Genomic DNA, 18,650 nt, shown 5'->3' on the forward strand with positions numbered 1-18,650 from the left:
TCAGCCCGCGTCGGCGAACGCCGCGTCCATCTTCCTCGCCGCGTCGTCCGAGGCCTTCGCCACGTCCTTACGGCCGCTGACGATCTCCTGGAACATCGTCGGCAGGATCAGCGAGGAGTCGATCTGCCCCCAGGCCGGCGAGGCGGGGACGAACCTGGCGCCCGCGCCCAGCGTCCTGACGAACGGTTCGACGAACGGTTCCCGCTTCGCGGCATCGGCCCGCACGTCCGTGTACGTCGGCAGGAAGCCCATCGCGTCGAACATCCTCGCCTGGGTCCCCTTGCCGGTGAGCGCCTTCATCAGCTCGACGGCCAGGGTGCGGTGCGTGCTGCTCTTCAGTACGCCGATGTTGTTGCCGCCCGCGAACGCCGGGGCGACGGAGCCCTCGGCCACTCCCGGCAGCGGCACCACGGCGTACTTCCCCTTCACCGTGCCCGCCTCGACGGCCGTGTGGCTGAAGTCGCCGCCGATGGCCATGGCGGCCTTGCCTGCGGCGAAGGCGGTGACGGTCGCGTTGCCGCCCATGGCGGCGCACCTGGCGGCCGGGCAGTTGGTGTCGCCGAAGAGCGAGGTGTAGGCCTCGATGCCCTTGCGCGCCTCGTCGCTGTTGATGGAGGCCCTGTACGAGGAGCCGCTCCCGTCGGCCAGTTCGCCGCCGTTGGCCCAGATGAACGGCATCGCACCGTAGGTGTACGCGCCGCCGACCGCGAGACCGTACAGATCCGGCTTCTCCCGGTGGATCTTCCTCGCGGTGGAGATCAGTTCGGCCTGGGACTTGGGGGCCTCGACCCCCAGCTCCGCGAAGACGTCGGTGCGGTAGTACAGCGCCCGTACGCCGACGAAGAGCGGCGCCCCGTAGACCTTGCCGCCGACCGTCACGGACTGCCTGGCGGCGGGGTCGGTGTCCTTGGCCTCGTCCCAGGCGGCGAACTCGGCGCTCACATCGGCCAGTCCGCCGTCCCTGACGTAGCCGGCGGTGTCCGTGTTGCCGTACTCGATGAGGTCGGGGGCGCTCTTCGGGTCGTTGAACGCGGCCTTGACGCGCTGGGCGCGGGTCTCGACCGGGATGTACTCGATCTCGACCTTCGCGCCCCTGTGGGCCTTCCCGAAGCCGGCGACGGCGGCGTCGACGACCTTCTCCTTGGGCTTGTTGCCGACCTCCTGGAACAGCCAGACGCGCAGCGTGCCGGTCTTCTCGTCCCCCTCGGCGCCGGTGCCGGAGGTCTGCGGCGCACCGCAGGCGGTGGTGGTCAGGCCGGCCAGCACAAGCGCCGCGGCCGGGGCGGCGATTCGGGCAGAAAACTTCATCCGGGAACCCCTACCGGTAGGCGTTGCAACATATGCAACGCGCGTTTCGTTCTGCACAACTTGCAGGAGGGTAGGTCCGGACCAGGGCGCCGACAAGTGGTCTCGACCACTCTGTGACCCACGGACGCAGCCCGTGCAACGCCCGCGGCCCCGCACACGGAAGAGCCCCCGGGGCACGCGCCTGCGTGCCCCGGGGGCTCTCCCGGGCTGTTCGTGGTGCCGCTGGGACTACTTCTTGTCCTTGCCGCCCTTGCCCTTGTCCTTGTCGCCGCCGGCGCCCATGGACTCGTAGATCTCCTTGCACATGGGGCAGACCGGGTACTTCTTGGGGTCGCGCCCCGGTACCCAGACCTTGCCGCACAGTGCGACCACGGGGGTGCCCTCCAGGGCACTCGCCATGATCTTGTCCTTCTGGACGTAATGGGCGTAGCGCTCGTGGTCGCCGTCGCCGTTCGACACCTGTGGTGTCGGCTCCACGAGGGTTCCGGTGCCTGACCCGCGCTCGGGCTCAAGAGTGCTCATAACCGCCAAGCGTACTGAAAGACCGGGCATCAGTTCAGCGAAGGGTCGTCCGGATACGTGGCGATCATGGCCAGTTCGCTGCGCTGACGGCGCAGGACCGCCCGCCAGAGGCTTTCCGGACGCGGCGAGGAGACGTCACCCGGTTCCGACTCGACGACATACCAGGCACCCTCGGACAGCTCCGCCTCCAGCTGGCCCGGGCCCCAGCCCGCGTAACCGGCGAAGATCCGCAGCGAGCCGAGGGCCGCGGCCAGCAGCTCCGGGGGCGTCTCCAGGTCCACCAGGCCGATCGCCCCGTACACCCGGCGCCAGCCCAGGGGGCCCTCGTCGCCGGGGATCACCGCCACACCGAGCGCCGAGTCCAGCGAGACGGGGCCGCCCTGGAAGACGACTTCCGGCTCGCCGGTCAGCTCGGCCCAGGACGCGAGGATGTCACCGACGCCGACCGGGGTCGGGCGGTTCAGGACCACGCCGAGCGAGCCCTCCTCGTCGTGGTCGAGGAGCAGCACCACCGCGCGGTCGAAATTCGGGTCGGCGAGGGCGGGTGCGGCCACGAGCAGTCGCCCTGTGAGCGAGGACACCTCCGTCATGGCAGAAATGATCCCGCATCTTCGGCGTTCGCGGGGGCCAAGTGACTCCCTCGTCGCCCAGGGTGCCCGAGCGCAGCTCAGGGCGCACGGGTGCACAAGGAGCGCACGGCCCGACGGCCGATCCGGACGGTAACCCTCCGCAAGATCGGGGGAGCACAGCGTGTTGTGGCGGATTCATGACGTTCGTACACCCCCCGCTCTCTTATGGAAGGGGGGTGCCGGGCCATTACCCTTTCGGTTGGCCCCCTGCCCGACCACTCCGGAACGCGAGATTCATGACCGGCACAGACGATGTCCTGCTTGTCCACGGCGGAACCCCGCTGGAGGGCGAGATCCGCGTCCGAGGCGCCAAGAACCTGGTGCCGAAGGCAATGGTCGCCGCGCTGCTCGGCAGCGGGCCCAGCCGGCTGCGCAACGTGCCCGACATCCGCGATGTGCGGGTGGTGCGCGGGCTGCTGCAGCTGCACGGTGTGACGGTCCGTCCCGGTGACGAACCGGGCGAGCTGATCCTCGACCCCACTCATGTCGAGAGTGCGAACGTCGCCGACATCGATGCCCACGCGGGCTCGTCGCGCATCCCGATCCTCTTCTGCGGCCCGCTGCTGCACCGGCTGGGCCACGCGTTCATCCCGGGGCTCGGCGGCTGCGACATCGGCGGCCGGCCCATCGACTTCCACTTCGACGTGCTGCGCCAGTTCGGCGCGACGATCGAGAAGCGGGCGGACGGCCAGTACCTGGAGGCCCCGCAGCGGCTGCGCGGCACCAAGATCCGGCTGCCGTACCCCTCGGTCGGCTCCACCGAGCAGGTGCTGCTGACCGCGGTGCTCGCCGAGGGTGTCACCGAACTGTCCAACGCGGCCGTGGAGCCGGAGATCGAGGACCTCATCTGCGTACTGCAGAAGATGGGCGCGATCATCTCCATGGACACCGACCGGACCATCCGGATCACCGGTGTCGACCGCCTCGACGGTTACACGCACCGGGCGATCCCGGACCGCCTGGAGGCCGCCTCCTGGGCGTCCGCGGCGCTGGCGACCGAGGGCAACATCTACGTCCACGGCGCGCAGCAGCGCTCGATGATGACGTTCCTGAACACCTTCCGCCGGGTCGGCGGTGCCTTCGAGATCGACGACGAGGGCATCCGCTTCTGGCACCCGGGCGGCGCTCTCAACGCCATCGCGCTGGAGACGGACGTGCACCCCGGCTTCCAGACCGACTGGCAGCAGCCGCTGGTCGTGGCGCTGACGCAGGCCGCAGGCCTGTCGATCGTGCACGAGACGGTGTACGAGTCGCGGCTCGGCTTCACCTCGGCGCTCAACCAGATGGGCGCACACATCCAGCTCTACCGCGAGTGCCTGGGCGGCAGCGACTGCCGCTTCGGCCAGCGCAACTTCCTGCACTCCGCGGTCGTCTCCGGGCCGACGAAGCTGCAGGGCGCCGATCTGGTCATCCCGGACCTGCGCGGCGGTTTCTCGTACCTGATCGCCGCCCTGGCGGCCCAGGGGACATCCCGGGTGCACGGGATCGACCTGATCAACCGCGGCTACGAGAACTTCATGGACAAGCTGGAGAAGCTCGGCGCGAAGGTGGAGCTGCCGGGCGGTTCGCTGGTCTGAGGACGCGTCCCGGGGGCCCGGGCCCCCGGGACTGCGCCTCCGGAGGCCCGGAACGGCGTTCTGCGGCCCGTACGCCGAAGGGCGGCCACCCCTGGTCGGGGTGACCGCCCTTCGTCGTACCCAGGGGTGTTACTTGCCCTTGGCGGCTTCCTTGAGCTTCGAGCCCGCGGAGACCTTCACGCTGTAGCCGGCCGGGATGTTGATCGGGTCGCCGGTCTGCGGGTTACGAGCGGTGCGAGCGGCACGGTGGGTGCGCTCGAAGGTCAGGAAACCGGGGATGGTGACCTTCTCGTCGCCCTTGGCGACGATCTCACCGACGGTCTCGGCGAGCGCGGCCAGCACGGCGTCGGCGTCCTTGCGAGTCACCTCGGCGCGGTCGGCCAGGGCGGCCACCAGCTCACTGCGGTTCATGTTGTTACTCCCGTGTTCTTCTTGCCTGTGAGGCGTGAGATCGAAGCCGATGCTGCCAGGGCCCTCGGACAGTTCCCGGACCCGGGTCTGTCCTAAGAGGATCCGCAACCGGACCCTCTTAACCTCGCGCCCTGTGGGGTCTCCCCTGGACGTAGTCCTGAGGAAGCATCCTGCCCCCACCTGCGGCGGGAAAGCCAATCCGGCACCCTCCGGAGTCACACGAAAAGCACCACTGCCTCGTCGTGGTGACGTTCCGTCGACTCCCCGAAAGCGGTCCGCAGCGGATGCGGGGCTCTGCGGGACGCGTCGCCCGCCCACCCTAAAGGGGCGTTTGGGGCGCCGCGACCCGCGACGCGCCGGATATCAGACGGACGTGGGGCCCGTCACAGCTGTACCGGCCGCCTTCGCGGCCTCCCGGACGGCTCCCGCGACGGCTCCGGCGACCTTGTCGTTGAAGACCGACGGGATGATGTAGTTCGCGTTCACCTCGTCCTCGGCGACGACGTCGGCGAGGGCGCGCGCGGCGGCGAGCATCATCTCCGTGTTGACGGTGCGGGACTGGGCGTCCAGCAGCCCGCGGAAGACGCCGGGGAAGACCAGGACGTTGTTGATCTGGTTGGGGAAGTCCGAGCGGCCGGTGGCCACAACCGCCGCCGTCCGACGTGCGATTGCCGGGTCGACCTCGGGGTCCGGGTTCGCAAGCGCGAACACGATCGCACCGTCGGCCATGGCCGCGACATCGGCGCCGTCCAGCACGTTCGGGGCCGAGACGCCGATGAAGACGTCGGCGCCCACGACGGCCTGCTTGAGGGTGCCGGTGACGGACTCGGGGTTGGTGTTGTCGGCGATCCAGCGAAGCGGCGAGTCGGCGTCGGCGGAGACCAGGTCCTCGCGGCCGGCGTGCACCACACCGTGGATGTCGGCGACGACCGCGTGCTTGACGCCTGCGGCGATGAGCAGCTTCAGAATGGCCGTACCGGCCGCTCCGGCGCCGGACATGACGACCCGTACGTCCCCGATTCCCTTGCCCACCACGCGCAGGGCGTTGGTCAGGGCGGCCAGGACGACGATGGCGGTGCCGTGCTGGTCGTCGTGGAAGACGGGGATGTCGAGGGCCTCGCGCAGCCGGGCCTCGATCTCGAAGCAGCGCGGCGCGGAGATGTCCTCCAGGTTGATGCCCGCGAAGCCGGGGGCGATCGCCTTGACGATCTCGACGATCGCGTCGGTGTCCTGGGTGTCCAGGCAGATCGGCCAGGCGTCGATGCCCGCGAAGCGCTTGAAGAGGGCCGCCTTGCCCTCCATCACGGGGAGGGCGGCCATCGGGCCGATGTTGCCGAGACCGAGCACCGCGGAGCCGTCCGTCACGACTGCGACGGAGTTGCGCTTGATCGTGAGGCGCCGCGCGTCCTCGGGGTTCTCGGCGATCGCCATGCAGACCCGGGCCACACCCGGGGTGTAGATCATCGAGAGGTCGTCACGGTTGCGGATGGGGTGCTTCGACTGCATCTCGATCTTGCCGCCGAGGTGCATGAGGAACGTACGGTCGGACACCTTGCCGAGGATGACGCCCTCGATGTCGCGCAGGCCTTCGACGATCTCGTCGGCGTGCGACGTGGAGGAGGCTGCGATCGTGACGTCGATCCGCAGCTTGTCGTGGCCGGAAGCGGTCACGTCGAGGCCGGTGACCGAGCCGCCGGAGGACTCCACGGCCGTGGTGAGCTGGGAGACCGCTGTGCCGCTCGCGGGCACCTCCAGCCTGACCGTCATCGAGTACGAGACGCTGGGCGCCGTTGCCATGGCCGAGTCCTTCGCTTTCCTTAGCTTCATTGCTATGCGTGGCCGGATCTGTAGCCGCCGGACACGCCTTCCGATATTCGCACCTACCGGCGAGTAGCCGGTAATGACTGCCGCTCTTCGGAAAGAGTTTTCCACCATACGAGATTTGGCGGGTCCGGCGGAACCCCGCCGGACCCGTAAACAGAAACAGACCCGCGTCACCGGAGGGTGACGCGGGTCTGTCTTCTTCAGTTGAACGGCACCGACCCGCCATGCTCGCCTCGCGGCAAGTGGTCGCTCGAAGCGACGAAGGTTGGGCCCGGGGGCTTGGATCGAGCCGGTGCCGACTCCAGGCTAACAAACACCCCGGAGAAGTGATTCCCCGAGCGCAGGTTGACCGCGAAAAGGCTCCGCGCCCCGCCGTCCGGGGCCCGTCAGTCCCTGAGCAGGTCCGGCACCCCGTCCTCGTCGGGCAGGTCCCGCTCCCCCGAGACGACCGTCAGCTGCTGGGTCGCCCGTGTCAGCGCCACGTACAGCACCCGCAGCCCCGCCGGGGACTCGTCCGCGATCTCCGCGGGCGAGACGACCACCGTCGCGTCGTACTCCAGGCCCTTAGCCTCCAGGCTGCCCAGCGCCACCACGCGCTCGCCGAGCTCCGCGAGCCACCCACGGGCCTGCGCCCGCCGGTTCATCGCGACGACGACACCGACCGTGCCGTCCACCTCGCCGAGCAGCCGCCGCGCCTCCTCGCGCACGGTGGCGGCCAGATCGCCGTCCCGCACGGTCTCGAAGCGCGGCTTCACGCCCGTGGAGCGGACCGCGGCCGGTGACTCCATGCCCGGCATCGCGAGCGCCAGGACCTTGGCGGCGAGCTCGGCGATCTCCGCCGGGTTCCGGTAGTTGACGGTCAGCGTGAAGTTCCGGCGCGGGCGGCTGCCCAGCGCCTCGTCACGGGCCGCCGACGCCTCGTCCGGATCGGACCAGGAGGACTGCGCCGGGTCCCCGACGATCGTCCAGGTCGCGTGCCGGCCGCGTCGGCCGACCATCCGCCACTGCATGGGCGTGAGGTCCTGCGCCTCGTCGACGATGACGTGCGCGTACTCCGTGCGCTCCGCCGCGAGCCGCTCGGCCCGCTCCCACTGGGTCTCCTCGCGCTGCGGCATCAGCTCCTCCAGCCCCGTGAGCTGGTCCAGCGGATCGAACTCGCGCTTGCGCTTGGGCCGGTTCGGGGTGCCGAGCAGGGTCTGGAGCTCGTCGAGGATGGCCACGTCGTGGACCGAGAGAGGCCCGCGGCCCTCCGCGTCCAGCCGCTTCAGGGAGCGCGCGAACCGGCGCACCTCGCCCTGGTTGAGGGTCCGGCGTGCCCAGCGGGCCAGCCGCTTCTCGTCGGCCATCGCCGCGAGCACCCCGCGCGGGGTGAGCTCGGGCCACCAGGCGTTCAGGAATTCGATGAACGGCGTCTCGGTCGAGACGTCCTCGTCGAACGACGAGCGCAGTTCGGCCGCGAGCTCCTGATCGGTGTAGCGGCCCCGGCCCGACGACCTGTTCCACAGCGCGTCGAGCAGCAGTTTGCGGGCGCGCGGGCGCAGCAGGTTGACCGGTGCGGTGCCGCTGAGCACGTTGTTGCGGATGCGCCGGAGCTCGTCCTCGTGCAGCTCGACGCGGGCGCCGAAGGCCACCACCCTGAGCCGGGTGGGCGTGCCGGCCTCCTGAGGGGCCTCGTCGGCCTCTCCGAACGCCAGCTGGCCCTCCTGGGCCGCCGGACGCGGCACGGGCTGTTCCAGCGCCCCGCGGGCCGCCTTGCGCAGCACGTGGAGCATCCGTGAGGAGCCCTTGATCCGCGCGACGGCCGGTTCGTCGTAGGTGGTGGCGCCCTCGGTGCCGGCCGCCTCGTCGGACAGGGAGCCGACCGCACGGATCGCGACCTGGCCCTCCTCACCGAGCGAGGGCAGCACGCCTTCGGTGTACGCGACCAGCAGCGGCGTCGGCGAGACGACGAGGATGCCGCCCGCGTACCGCCGCCGGTCCTGGTAGAGCAGGTACGCGGCGCGGTGCAGGGCGACCGCGGTCTTGCCGGTGCCGGGACCGCCCGAGACCTCCGTGACCGAGGCGGCGGGCGCCCGGATCACCATGTCCTGCTCGGCCTGGATGGAGGAGACGATGTCCCGCATGGTGTGGCTGCGGGCCTGACCGAGCGCCGCCATCAGCGCGCCGTCCCCGATGACGGGGAGCTTCTCGCCCCCCAGGAACGCGGTCAGCTCGGGCCTCATCAGGTCGTCCTCGACCCCGAGGACCCGGCGGCCCTTGGAGCGGATGACCCGGCGGCGTACCACCCGGCCCGGCTCCTTCGGCGTCGAGCGGTAGAACGGCGCGGCCGCCGGGGCCCGCCAGTCGATGACCAGCGGCGCGTAGTCGGAGTCGAGGACCCCGATCCGGCCGATGTGCAGCGTCTCGGCGATATCGGCGGTGCCGTCCTCCCGTACGACGTCGTCGGCGGGTTCGACGGAGGTGAACGCGCCGTCCGGGCCGCGCTCACCGTCCTTGCCGAGCAGCAGGTCGATCCTTCCGAAGAGGAAGTCCTCGAACTCGCTGTTCAGCCGGTTGAGGTGGATTCCGGCGCGGAACACCTGGGCGTCACGTTCGGCGAGCGCACCCGGTGTACCCACCTGGCCGCGCTTGACGGCGTCATTCATGAGAAATTCCGCCTCGTGGATCTTCTCCTCGAGGCGGTGGTAAACACGGTCGAGATGTTCCTGCTCGACACCGATTTCCCGGTCCCGCAACGAATCGACAGCGGCATCCTGCGCGGCCACCGAGGCCCCTTTCTGACGTGCATTGGGCAGCCGTCAACCCTATGCGAAGGGGGGCCGTCGCGCACCTGCCGCAGGCATCGATCTTGCGCTCCGGGATATCGATTGCGTGTCGGGGGACATGCGGGCCCCTCAGACGCCGACGCTCACCAGCCGTTCGCCGTCGAACGTACGGACCTCGAAGTGGTCGATGTCCGCCCGGGCCATGGCGGCCCCGCCGTGGACGTAGAGCGGGTACCTGGCGGTGGGGTGGGTGGAGTCCGCGATGCCGTATCCCCACTTCGGTACGGACCAGGAGGTGACGACCTCCTCCTCGCCGGTCTTCGAGACGGCGATCAGCCTGCACTTCTGCGGGCCCTTCACGTTCTTCAGCTCCAGCACGGTGTGCGTGCCCCAGGCCTTCGGCTCCATGCCGACGGTGGCGTCGACCGCGGTGACCGGGTCGGTCGCCCGCGCCTTCTCCTTCATGTGGTGGAAGAAGGCGTCCTCGGCGGGGCCGGTGGGGTGCGGGTCGGCCGCCTCCATGCTGCTCGTGCCGCCGCCGGTGGCCATCACCGCGACCACCGGGCCGCCGATGACCAGCGCCGCTGCCGCCGCCACCAGATATCTCCCGCGCCGGGTGCGCCGCGCGCGCCCGGCCGCCACCTCGCCGACCAGGGTGCCGAGCACCCGGGGCGCGGGCGGCGTCGGAACGTGCGGGACCGGGCGGGCGCCCGGTACGGAGGCCGGGGACTCGGCGAGCATCGCGAGCATCGGCTCCATCCCGGCGAACTCGTCGAGGTGGGCGGCGCAGCGGACACAGCGGGCCAGGTGCGCCTCGAAGGCGGCGGCCTCGGCCGGGTCCAGGATGCCCAGGACGTACGCGCCCGCCGCGTCGTGCCCCGAGTCGTCCACAGGGGCGGGGGCTGCGGCAAAGGGGTCGGAGGGACCGGCCGGCCGGGGCCCGAAGGGCTCCCATTCCTGGTCGCTCATGCCGTGATCCCCCTCTCTTCGAGTGCGAGCTTCATCGAGCGCAGTGCGTAGAAGACCCGGGACCGCACCGTGCCGCTGGGGATACCGAGCACCTCGGCCGCCTCGTTGACCGTACGGCCCTTGAAGTAGGTCTCGACCAATGCTTCCCGGTGGGCCGGGGTCAAATCGTCGAGCGCGTCCGAGAGCGTCATCAGCCACAGCGCCTTGTCGATCTCGTCCTCCGCGGGAATGACCTCCAGTGGCGACGGGTCGACCTCGTGCGGCCGGGCCTGCCGGCTGCGGTGGCCATCGATGACGATGCGCCGGGCGACCGTCACCAGCCAGGGCCGGACGGAACCGGTGGCCCTGTTGAGCGAACCGGCGTTCTTCCAGGCACGGATGAGCGTTTCCTGCACCACGTCCTCGGCGCGCTGTCGGTCTCCGGCGACGAGGCGGAGCACGTACGCGAGCAGAGGTCCGGCGTGTTCGCGGTAGAGCGCCCGCATCAGCTCCTCGTCGGGGACGGCGGAGGTTGACGGGGGCGGCCCACTGCGATGCCGGGCCCTGTGCGGACGGTCATCGGCCACGGCCGCATCCTTGCGCACACGAACCTCCCGGTCGAGACCCTGTCGGGCTCCTTGGCCATCGATACGGGGATGCGGGGCGGTCCATTCAACGCGCGCCCAAGATTCTTTACGGCCCCGTGGCTTCGCGGTCCGTGTGGCGCCTGCGGTGCCGGGCGACCCGTTCGCGGTTGCCGCACACCTCGCTGGAGCACCAGCGCCGGCGCCGGCCGCGTGAGGTGTCCAGGTAGACGCGGCGGCAGCGGTCCCCCTCGCAGCGGCGCAGCCCGGCCAGGGCGACGGGGTCGGTGAGGAGGTCCACCGCGTCCCGCGCCACGGCGGCCAACAGTGCCCCGCAGCCGGGCTCGGTGCTCAGACCGCGCACCAGGGCGCCGTTCCCGGCGCGCACGGCGCACAGGCCGGGCGGGGCGGCGGCCGCGAGCGCGTTGACGCACTCCAGGGCGCCGTCCGCCGCCCGCCCGCCGAGCTGCGCCGTCAGCAGCCGGTCCACGGCGCTTCTCAGCTGCCGGAACCGTACGAGCCAGTGGTCGTCCACGCCGTTGAGCCGGGTTCCGCGCGGTACGGCCCCGGCGGCCACCAGCCAGTCGGTGAGCCCCTCGGACCGGTCCAGCGGGTCGGCGGTGCCCGGGCTCCCGGCCGCCGTCGCGACCAGGTCCAGACAGAGCCGCCCGGAGTCGAACCGCCGGCCGTACGAGCCCCTGCGCGCCGCCATGTGCATGCCACCGCCTCGGGTCCGGTCGCCGTCCCCACCAGAGTGCCCCGCACCGCCCCCGGCCGGAACCCCTGCTGCGCGGACCGCGACAACTGCCGCCACACGAGGGGCTGATGGGCGACCGGCTGTGCGACGGCCGTCTCCGGGCGGGTTCCTGGTGCCGGTTCCTGGTGCCGGGCCGGAAGCCTCCTCAGGCTCCGGACCCCGCCGGTTCCCCGGTCACCGGGCCGTCGTGCAGGATGCGCTGGAAGAGCCGGTGGTCGCGCCACTCACCGTCGATGTGGAGATAGCGCGGGGCCAGGCCGAACTCCTCGAAACCGCACTTGGCGAGCACCCGCTGCGACGCCGCGTTCTCCAGCACCGTACCGGCCTCGATCCGGTGCAACCGCAGCTCGTCCCGCGCCAGTTCGCAGATCAGCCGCACCGCGGCGGTGGCCAGCCCGCGCCCCGCGAAGTCCACGTCGACCCAGTAGCCGAGGGCGGCACTGCGAAACGGCCCGAGCACCACGCCGTTCAGGTTGAACGCGCCGATCGCCCGGTCCTGCGCGTCGCAGAGCACCCAGGGCATCACGCGCCCCGCGTCGCGGTCCGCCAGCACCCCCGCCAACCGTTCGCGCTGCCCCTCCTCGGTGTAGAAGGTGTCGGGCCGCACGGGCTCCCAGGGCCGCATGTACGTACGGCTGCGGGTCAGCGATTCGGCGAGGGAGCCTGCGTCGGCAAGGGCCGCGGGACGCAGTCGCACCCCGGGCCCGACCTGATGGGTGTCACTACTCATCCGTCCACCGTAACCACGGGTCGCCGCGGTGCGCCCATGGATTTCGCAGCTCAGGAGTCGGCGTACTTGGCGTCCGATGCCGGGTCCAGGGCCAGGCGGTAGCCGCGTTTGACCACCGTCTGGATCAGCCGCGGCACCCCGAGCGCCGTGCGCAGCCGGGCCATCGCCGTCTCCACCGCGTGCTCGTCCGTACCGCTGCCGGGCAGGGCGCGCAGCAGATCGGCGCGGGCCACCACCCAGCCCGGCCGGCGGGCCAGAGTGTGCAGCAGAGCCATGCCGGCGGGCGGCACCGCGCGCAGTTCGTCGTCGACGAGGACGGCGTGGCCGCGGATCTCGACGCGGTGCCCGGCGATCGGCAGGGTCCGGGCCCGGGACGGCAGTTCGCGGCAGATCAGCTGGACGAGCGGGCCCAGCCGGAAGCGCTCCGGCTGGGCGGTGTCGATGCCGCGGTCCTGCAACGGGAGCGCGGTGACCGGTCCGACGCAGGCCGACAGGACGTCGCCCTGCAGGGCGCTCATCAGGTCGGTCAGCAGCCCGCGCTCCTCGGCCCGGCGCAGCAGGGAGACCGCTGCCGGTGCGCTGGTGAAGGTGAGCGCGTCCAGACCGCGGGCGACGGTGATGTCGATCAGCCGGTCGAGCGGGGCGATGTCCTCGGGCGGCATCCAGCGGTAGACGGGGACGCCGATGACCTCGCCGCCGGCCGCGCGCAGCGACTCCACGAATCCGGGGAGGGGTTCGCCGTGCAGCTGGAGGGCGATGCGGCGGCCCTCGACGCCCTCCTCCAGGAGCCGCTCCAGCACCTCCGCCATGGATTCGGACGCCGGTGACCAGGTCTCGGTCAGCCCGGCGGCGCGTACCGCTCCCTTGACCTTGGGGCCGCGGGCCAGCAGTTCGACCCCGCGCAGGGTGTCCAGCAGCTGTTCCCCGATGCCCCAGCCGTCGGCGGCCTCGATCCAGCCGCGGAAGCCGATCGCCGTGGTCGCGAGGACCACATCGGGGACGACGTCGATGAGTTCCTTGGTGGCGGTGAGCAGTTCGCTGTCGTCGGCGAGCGGCACGATCCGCAGAGCGGGCGCGTGCACCACGGTGGCGCCCCGCCGCCGCAGCAGCGTGCCGAGCTCGTCCGCCCGGCGCGCGGCGGTGACACCGACCGTGAAACCCGCGAGGGGCCCGTGCTGTTCGTCGTCGTGCATATGGTCTACCCGGCTCTCGTCCCGCTGCTGCTCAATGATGCGGAGGGCCGAGCCTGCCAACGAACCATGACAGGCTCGGTTCACCCGTATTTCCCGCCCGTTACGTCACCCGACATCGGCAGGGCCCCTGCCTTTCGCCCGGAGCAGGCCTGATCGGGCCGCGGGGTCCGGTGCACGCGGAGGACGGAGTCGCCGCGGAGCACGGACGACCGCCGACAACGCGGCAGATGTGCGTGCCGGACCCCGCGAGCCCGGCCTGATCCGGGCGAAAGGCCCCGGGTCCGGACGAAGGGCCCCGGGTCCGGAGCGAAGGCCCCGGGCCATCATCACACTTCGGCGTAGCTGAGCCTGGGCTTCGCCGGGACGGCCTCGGTGCGGCGAAGGTATACCGCCCAGGTGAGCGCGAAACACACCCCGTAGAAGGCGAGGAAGGACCAGAAGGCCGCCGTTCCGGTGCCCGAGGTCTGGAAGGACTGCCGGAAGGCGAGGTTGATGGCGAGCCCGCCGAGCGCCCCGACCGCGCCGATGAGTCCCATCGCCGCCCCGGACAGCCGCCGCCCCTGGGCCGCCGCCGCCTCGCCGCGCAGCCCCTGGGCGATCGCCTTGGCGTGGAAGATGCCCGGGATCATCTTGAACGTCGATCCGTTGCCGAGCCCCGTGAGGACGAACAGGGCCGTGAAGCCCACGAGGAACACGGTGAGCGATTCGATGCCGGAGGCGTACACGACGACACCGGTCGCGACGGCCATGGCGGCGTAGTTCGCCAGGGTGATCCGGGCGCCGCCGTACCGGTCTGCGAGCCATCCCCCGGCCGGCCTGATCAGCGAGCCGAGCAGCGGGCCGACGAAGGTGAGCGAGGCGGCCTGCAGCGGCGTCCGGCCGAACTGGGTCTGCAGGACGAGCCCGAAGGCGAAGCTGTAGCCGATGAAGGAGCCGAAGGTGCCGATGTAGAGCACCGCCATGATCCAGGTGTGCGGGTCGCGCACGGCGTCCTTCGCGGCCCCGGTGTCGTTCTGCACGGGCGCCAGGTTGTCCATGAAGCGCGCGGCGCACAGCCCGGCGACGACGATCAGCGGGATGTACACGCCGAGCACGATCCGCGGGTGCATGGCGCCCGCGGTCCCGATCACGAGCAGCCCGACGAGCTGCACGACGGGCACGCCGATGTTGCCGCCGCCCGCGTTCAGACCGAGCGCCCAGCCCTTCTTGCGCAGCGGGAAGAACGCGTTGATGTTCGTCATCGAGGAGGCGAAGTTGCCGCCGCCGATGCCGGTCAGCGCGGCCACGGCCACGAAGGTGGTGTACGAGGTCCCCGGCTCCATCACCACGAAGGCGGTGACCGTCGGCACCAGCAGGGTGAACGCGCTGAACACCGTCCAGTTCCGGCCGCCGAACCTGGCGACGGCGAACGTGTACGGCACCCGCACCAGCGCACCGACCAGTGTCGCGGTGGAGATCAGGAAGAACTTCCCGGCCGGGTCCACCCCGTACTCCGGACCCATGAACAGGACCATCACCGACCACAGGGTCCAGATCGAGAACCCGATGTGCTCGGAGAGAACGGAGAACCAGAGGTTCCGGCGGGCGATCCGCTCGCCCTTCTCCCGCCAGAACGTCTCGTCCTCCGGCTCCCAATGCTCGATCCAACGGCCAGCCATCACGCGCCTCCACGGGTGGTCGGGGTGTTGTCCCCGACGCTAGAGAGCGCGCGTTTCGGTGTGGTGCCGCGAGGTGACCGGTGCGCAACCTTGCTCTCACCGGGCCGGGGGCGGCCCGGTGAGACGGTGGTCAGCGGCGCCGTTCAGCGGCTGCGGGCCGGCTGCCGCCCGGGCCGGTCCTGTGCCGCCTCCGGCCGCCTGATCCTTTTCGCGGCGCCGTTGGGCCACAGCTGCGGCCGGCGCTTCGCCGCCACGTCCTCGGTCCAGCCGAACGCCAGGATGCACACCGCGATCAGCGCCCAGGCGAAGATCAGGACCGGTACCCAGCTCTCCAGGAGCCAGGGCACGTGCTCGCCGAGGAAGTCGACGGCCCACAGCCGGTCGTACATCGTCGCGGCGACGAGGATGCAGACGTTGTGCCAGAGGTAGATCGTGACCGCGCGTGAGTTGAGCAGCGTGATCGTGGTGTCCCAGCCCTGCAGCCGCTTGGGCCATTGGGTCCAGGACGGGCTGTAGTGCAGCAGGAGCAGGACACAGCCGACCGACCACAGGGCCTGCGCCAGCGGAATGGAGTCCAGGTCGAAACCGGCCCGGAAGCCCTCGTGCGAGGCCCACCACAGCCCCAGCGCGGCGACGACGGGGGCGACGGACGGCACGATGTAGGACGGCAGCCTTTTCAGGATCCCCTCCTGGTGGGCCATCCCGATCACCCAGCAGGCGCCGAACGTACTGAAGTCGGTGATCGCCGAGTCGATGCGCTCCGGGGTGGAGATCATCTCCCTGGACATGACGAAGGCCAGCACCAGGGAGGCGAGCAGGGTGGGCCAGGGCATCTTGCGCAGACCCCGCAGGATCAGCGGCGACATCAGGACGTACCAGAGGTAGGCACGGATGTACCAGAGGGGCCCGGCGAGGTCGCTTCCCCAGGTCTCGCCCAGGAAACCGTGGATGCCCGGCAGTTCCTCGGCGAACGGCGGATCGCTGAGCGGGAGGATCCAGAACAGCAGATGGGTCCACCACCAGCCGGGGTGCCCTTCGGCGTCCGGCGCCCAGCCCTGGAGCACCATGCCGGTGACCCCGATCGCGCCGAGCAGCCAGAGCGGCGGCAGCAGACGGCGGACGCGGCTGCGGATCACCTGGGCGGCGGGCCGTTTCAGCGAGCGGGCCATGAGGTTGCCGGCCAGGGCGAACATGACGCCCATCGACGGGAAGACGATCGGCAGCCAGGCCCAGCCGGTGAGGTGGTACAGGACGACGCGGAACAGCGCGAGGGCCCGGAGCAGATCGAAGTAGCGGTCCCGGCCTGGCTTCTTCGGCCCGGGCACGGATTCTGCCCCCGGTGTGGCGGAGGCCGGTACGTCCGGGGTCCGCGTCGGCATGTCCCGGTCCAGCGGCACCTGCTGAGGCAACGGCTGCGGCAACGGCTGGGTCCGCGGGCCGTAGGGGTCGTACGCACCGTACGGCTTGTACGTGTCGTACGGCTCGTACTGCTCGTACGGTCCCTGGTTCTCGCGCGGGGCCGACTCGGGCGGGGTGGGGCTGGTGGGGTGTGTCACGCGACGGGCCTCCGGTCGGTACTGCGTCCGGTCCCCTGGCTCGGCATGGAACGCGGTGCTTCCACGACCCCCGTGCGGCGCAGCTTCTGCCAGCGGAGCCGGCCGCCGGTGAGAGCGGTGATCCAGGACTGGAGCAGCACCACGTACATGAGCTGCCGGTAGAGGATCTGCTGGAGGGGCAGCGAAAGCAGATGGGTCATGCGCTCCCGGTCGAGCCGGAAGGCGTACGCGGCGCAGACGGCCTGCACCGCGAGGACACCGAGCCAGGCGACGACCGTCTGCTCGGTGGGGCCGAAGACGAGCCCGTACAGCAGGAAGACGTCGATGAGCGGGGCGAGCAGCGGGGCGACGACCATGAACAGGGCGACGAACGGCAGCCCGACGCGTCCGAAGCGGCCGGACGGGCCGCGCTCGATCACCGCGCGGCGGTGCTTCCAGATGGCCTGCATCGTGCCGTACGACCACCGGTAGCGCTGCGACCAGAGCTGCTGCACGGACTCCGGCGCCTCGGTCCAGGCGCGGGCGTTCTCCGCGTACACGACGCGCCAGCCGTCCCTGTGCAGGGCCATCGTGACGTCGGTGTCCTCGGCGAGGGTGTCCTCGCTCATGCCGCCGATCCGCTTCAGAGCTTCGCGGCGGAACGCCCCGACCGCGCCGGGGATGGTGGGCATGCAGCGCAGCATGTCGTACATCCGGCGGTCGAGGTTGAAGCCCATCACGTACTCGATGTGCTGCCAGGCACCGATCAGTGTGTCGCGGTTGCCGACCTTGGCGTTGCCCGCGACGGCCCCGACCCGCGGGTCGGCGAAGGGCTGCACGAGCTCACGGACGGTGGACGGCTCGAAGACCGTGTCGCCGTCCATCATCACGATGATGTCGTGACGGGCGTGCGCGATCCCGTTGTTCAGGGCGGCGGGCTTCCCGGCGTTGCGCTGGCGCACCACCCGGACGTGGCGCAGCCGCATCCGGTCGACCAGGTCCGCGGTGCCGTCCGTGGAACCGTCGTCGATGACGATGACCTCGAGCGGGTAGTCGCTGGCCACCAGCGAACGGACCGTGTTGGCGATGCACTTGCTCTCGTTGTACGCGGGCACCAGGACGGACACCGGGCGGGTGAGCGGCTCACCCCAGCCGAAGTCCCGTTTGCGGACCCGGCGGGCGTGCGCGAAGGACAGCAGCAGCATCAGGCCGAAACGGGCCAGGACCAGCACCCCGATGACGGCGAGACCCACCACCAGCACATCGGTGATGTGCTCCGAGACCTCCACGGCGGAGACGAACGCCTTGCCCTTCCAGAGCGCGTACCCGGTGACCGGGGTGTGGGCGCTGGGGGCGCCGAGGGCGTCGGTGAGGTTGGTGAACTCGTAGCCGCGCCCCTGCATCTTCGGCAGGAACCTCCCCAGGGCGGTGACGGTCTGGGACCGGTCGCCGCCGGAGTCGTGCATGAGGATGACGGCGCCCTCGCCGTGCTCGGGTGTGGCACGGTCGATGATCGCCCCGACGCCGGGCCGCTTCCAGTCCTCGCTGTCCGTGTCGTTGACGACGGTGAGGTAGCCGCGGCTGCCGATGTACTGGGTGACCGGCCAGGACTTGTCGTCCATGGCGTCGGCGAACGAGGAGTACGGCGGCCGGAACAGGGACGTACGGATGCCGGCCGCGCCCGCCAGCACCAGCTGGTTCTGGGACAGCTCCCAGTCGATGCGGCTGGTGGACTGGTAGGAGAGGTCGGGGTGGTTGAAGGTGTGCAGCCCGACCTCGTGCCCCTCCCGGACCATGCGCTCGACCAGATCGGGGTAGCGCGAGGCCATGGTGCCGGTGACGAAGAAGACGCCGTGCGCGTGGTGCTTCTTCAGCTCGTCCAGCACCCGGGGGGTCCACACCGGGTCGGGACCGTCGTCGAAGGTCAGCACGATCCGGTGGTCGGGAATCCGCAGCGTCTTGGCGGGCTCGGTGGCGCTGCGCGCGTCGATGACCGGGCCTCCGTCCAGCACCTGCTCGGGCACCCGGTCGGTGGCCGCCGGTGGCTGGATCCGGTGGTCGGCGAGGATCTCGCTGTGCACGTAACCGCGCAGCATCAACATGGCGAGCAGGGCGACGAGGAACAGGAACGGCAGCATGTAGCGCATGGGAAGTCTGCGCCGCCTGGCCTGCTTCCTGCGGCGGTGCCCGACCCGCGGAGCGGGGGTGG

At 70.9% G+C, this 18,650-nt stretch carries 15 protein-coding genes; 1 reads left to right on the top strand and 14 read right to left on the bottom strand.

What is annotated here, in order from left to right; genetic code table 11:
* The 3 genes from ABT025_RS21445 to ABT025_RS21455 all read right to left on the bottom strand — a co-directional run bounded on the left by ABT025_RS21445 (nt 1) and on the right by ABT025_RS21455 (nt 2,420).
* A complete protein-coding gene (locus ABT025_RS21445) occupies nt 1–1,308 on the bottom strand; it encodes an extracellular solute-binding protein (protein WP_350996658.1) in 1,308 nt (435 codons plus the stop codon).
* A 228-nt stretch (nt 1,309–1,536) separates the two neighbouring features.
* Nucleotides 1,537–1,830 (bottom strand): DUF3039 domain-containing protein, encoded by a 294-nt coding sequence (locus ABT025_RS21450; protein ID WP_148018922.1) that lies wholly within the window; start codon nt 1,828–1,830, stop codon nt 1,537–1,539.
* Between the two features lie 29 nt (nt 1,831–1,859).
* Nucleotides 1,860–2,420: a YqgE/AlgH family protein gene (locus tag ABT025_RS21455; RefSeq protein WP_350996662.1), complete on the bottom strand. Its 561-nt coding sequence runs from the start codon at nt 2,418–2,420 to the stop codon at nt 1,860–1,862.
* 275 nt (nt 2,421–2,695) lie between these two features.
* Between ABT025_RS21455 and murA the strand changes: the two genes are divergently transcribed.
* Nucleotides 2,696–4,036, top strand: coding sequence for a UDP-N-acetylglucosamine 1-carboxyvinyltransferase (gene murA / locus ABT025_RS21460; RefSeq protein ID WP_350996665.1), 1,341 nt, complete (start codon nt 2,696–2,698; stop codon nt 4,034–4,036).
* Between the two features lie 129 nt (nt 4,037–4,165).
* Here murA and ABT025_RS21465 read toward each other — a convergent pair whose 3' ends face one another.
* From ABT025_RS21465 to ABT025_RS21515, 11 genes are all read right to left on the bottom strand, one after another.
* The gene (locus ABT025_RS21465; protein WP_003968811.1) at nt 4,166–4,447 is read right to left on the bottom strand and encodes an HU family DNA-binding protein; all 282 of its coding nucleotides are present in this window, start codon (nt 4,445–4,447) and stop codon (nt 4,166–4,168) included.
* A gap of 363 nt (nt 4,448–4,810) precedes the next feature.
* Nucleotides 4,811–6,244, bottom strand: a complete 1,434-nt coding sequence (locus ABT025_RS21470; protein ID WP_350996668.1) for an NAD-dependent malic enzyme — start codon at nt 6,242–6,244, stop codon at nt 4,811–4,813.
* Nucleotides 6,245–6,657: 413 nt separating this feature from the next.
* On the bottom strand, nt 6,658–9,036 hold the full coding sequence (locus ABT025_RS21475; protein WP_350996671.1) for a HelD family protein: 2,379 nt from the start codon (nt 9,034–9,036) through the stop codon (nt 6,658–6,660).
* A gap of 129 nt (nt 9,037–9,165) precedes the next feature.
* On the bottom strand, nt 9,166–10,005 hold the full coding sequence (locus ABT025_RS21480; protein WP_350996674.1) for an anti-sigma factor family protein: 840 nt from the start codon (nt 10,003–10,005) through the stop codon (nt 9,166–9,168).
* Nucleotides 10,002–10,589: a sigma-70 family RNA polymerase sigma factor gene (locus ABT025_RS21485; protein ID WP_350996676.1), complete on the bottom strand. Its 588-nt coding sequence runs from the start codon at nt 10,587–10,589 to the stop codon at nt 10,002–10,004. The genes ABT025_RS21480 and ABT025_RS21485 overlap by 4 nt, the downstream gene beginning before the upstream one ends.
* A gap of 88 nt (nt 10,590–10,677) precedes the next feature.
* Nucleotides 10,678–11,280, bottom strand: a complete 603-nt coding sequence (locus tag ABT025_RS21490) for a CGNR zinc finger domain-containing protein (protein WP_350996678.1) — start codon at nt 11,278–11,280, stop codon at nt 10,678–10,680.
* A gap of 190 nt (nt 11,281–11,470) precedes the next feature.
* Nucleotides 11,471–12,055 carry a GNAT family N-acetyltransferase gene (locus ABT025_RS21495; protein ID WP_350996681.1) on the bottom strand — a complete coding sequence of 195 codons (585 nt, stop codon included), beginning with the start codon at nt 12,053–12,055 and terminating at the stop codon, nt 11,471–11,473.
* Nucleotides 12,056–12,105: 50 nt separating this feature from the next.
* The gene (locus tag ABT025_RS21500; RefSeq protein ID WP_350996684.1) at nt 12,106–13,248 is read right to left on the bottom strand and encodes a uroporphyrinogen-III synthase; all 1,143 of its coding nucleotides are present in this window, start codon (nt 13,246–13,248) and stop codon (nt 12,106–12,108) included.
* A gap of 326 nt (nt 13,249–13,574) precedes the next feature.
* The gene (locus tag ABT025_RS21505; RefSeq protein ID WP_350996686.1) at nt 13,575–14,906 is read right to left on the bottom strand and encodes a nitrate/nitrite transporter; all 1,332 of its coding nucleotides are present in this window, start codon (nt 14,904–14,906) and stop codon (nt 13,575–13,577) included.
* Between the two features lie 143 nt (nt 14,907–15,049).
* Nucleotides 15,050–16,285 (bottom strand): acyltransferase family protein, encoded by a 1,236-nt coding sequence (locus tag ABT025_RS21510; RefSeq protein ID WP_350996710.1) that lies wholly within the window; start codon nt 16,283–16,285, stop codon nt 15,050–15,052.
* 173 nt (nt 16,286–16,458) lie between these two features.
* On the bottom strand, nt 16,459–18,588 hold the full coding sequence (locus tag ABT025_RS21515; RefSeq protein ID WP_350996712.1) for a bifunctional polysaccharide deacetylase/glycosyltransferase family 2 protein: 2,130 nt from the start codon (nt 18,586–18,588) through the stop codon (nt 16,459–16,461).
* Between the last annotated feature and the right edge of the window lie 62 nt (nt 18,589–18,650).

This window comes from Streptomyces sp. NPDC002809 (genome assembly GCF_040295435.1).
Lineage (GTDB): Bacteria > Actinomycetota > Actinomycetes > Streptomycetales > Streptomycetaceae > Streptomyces.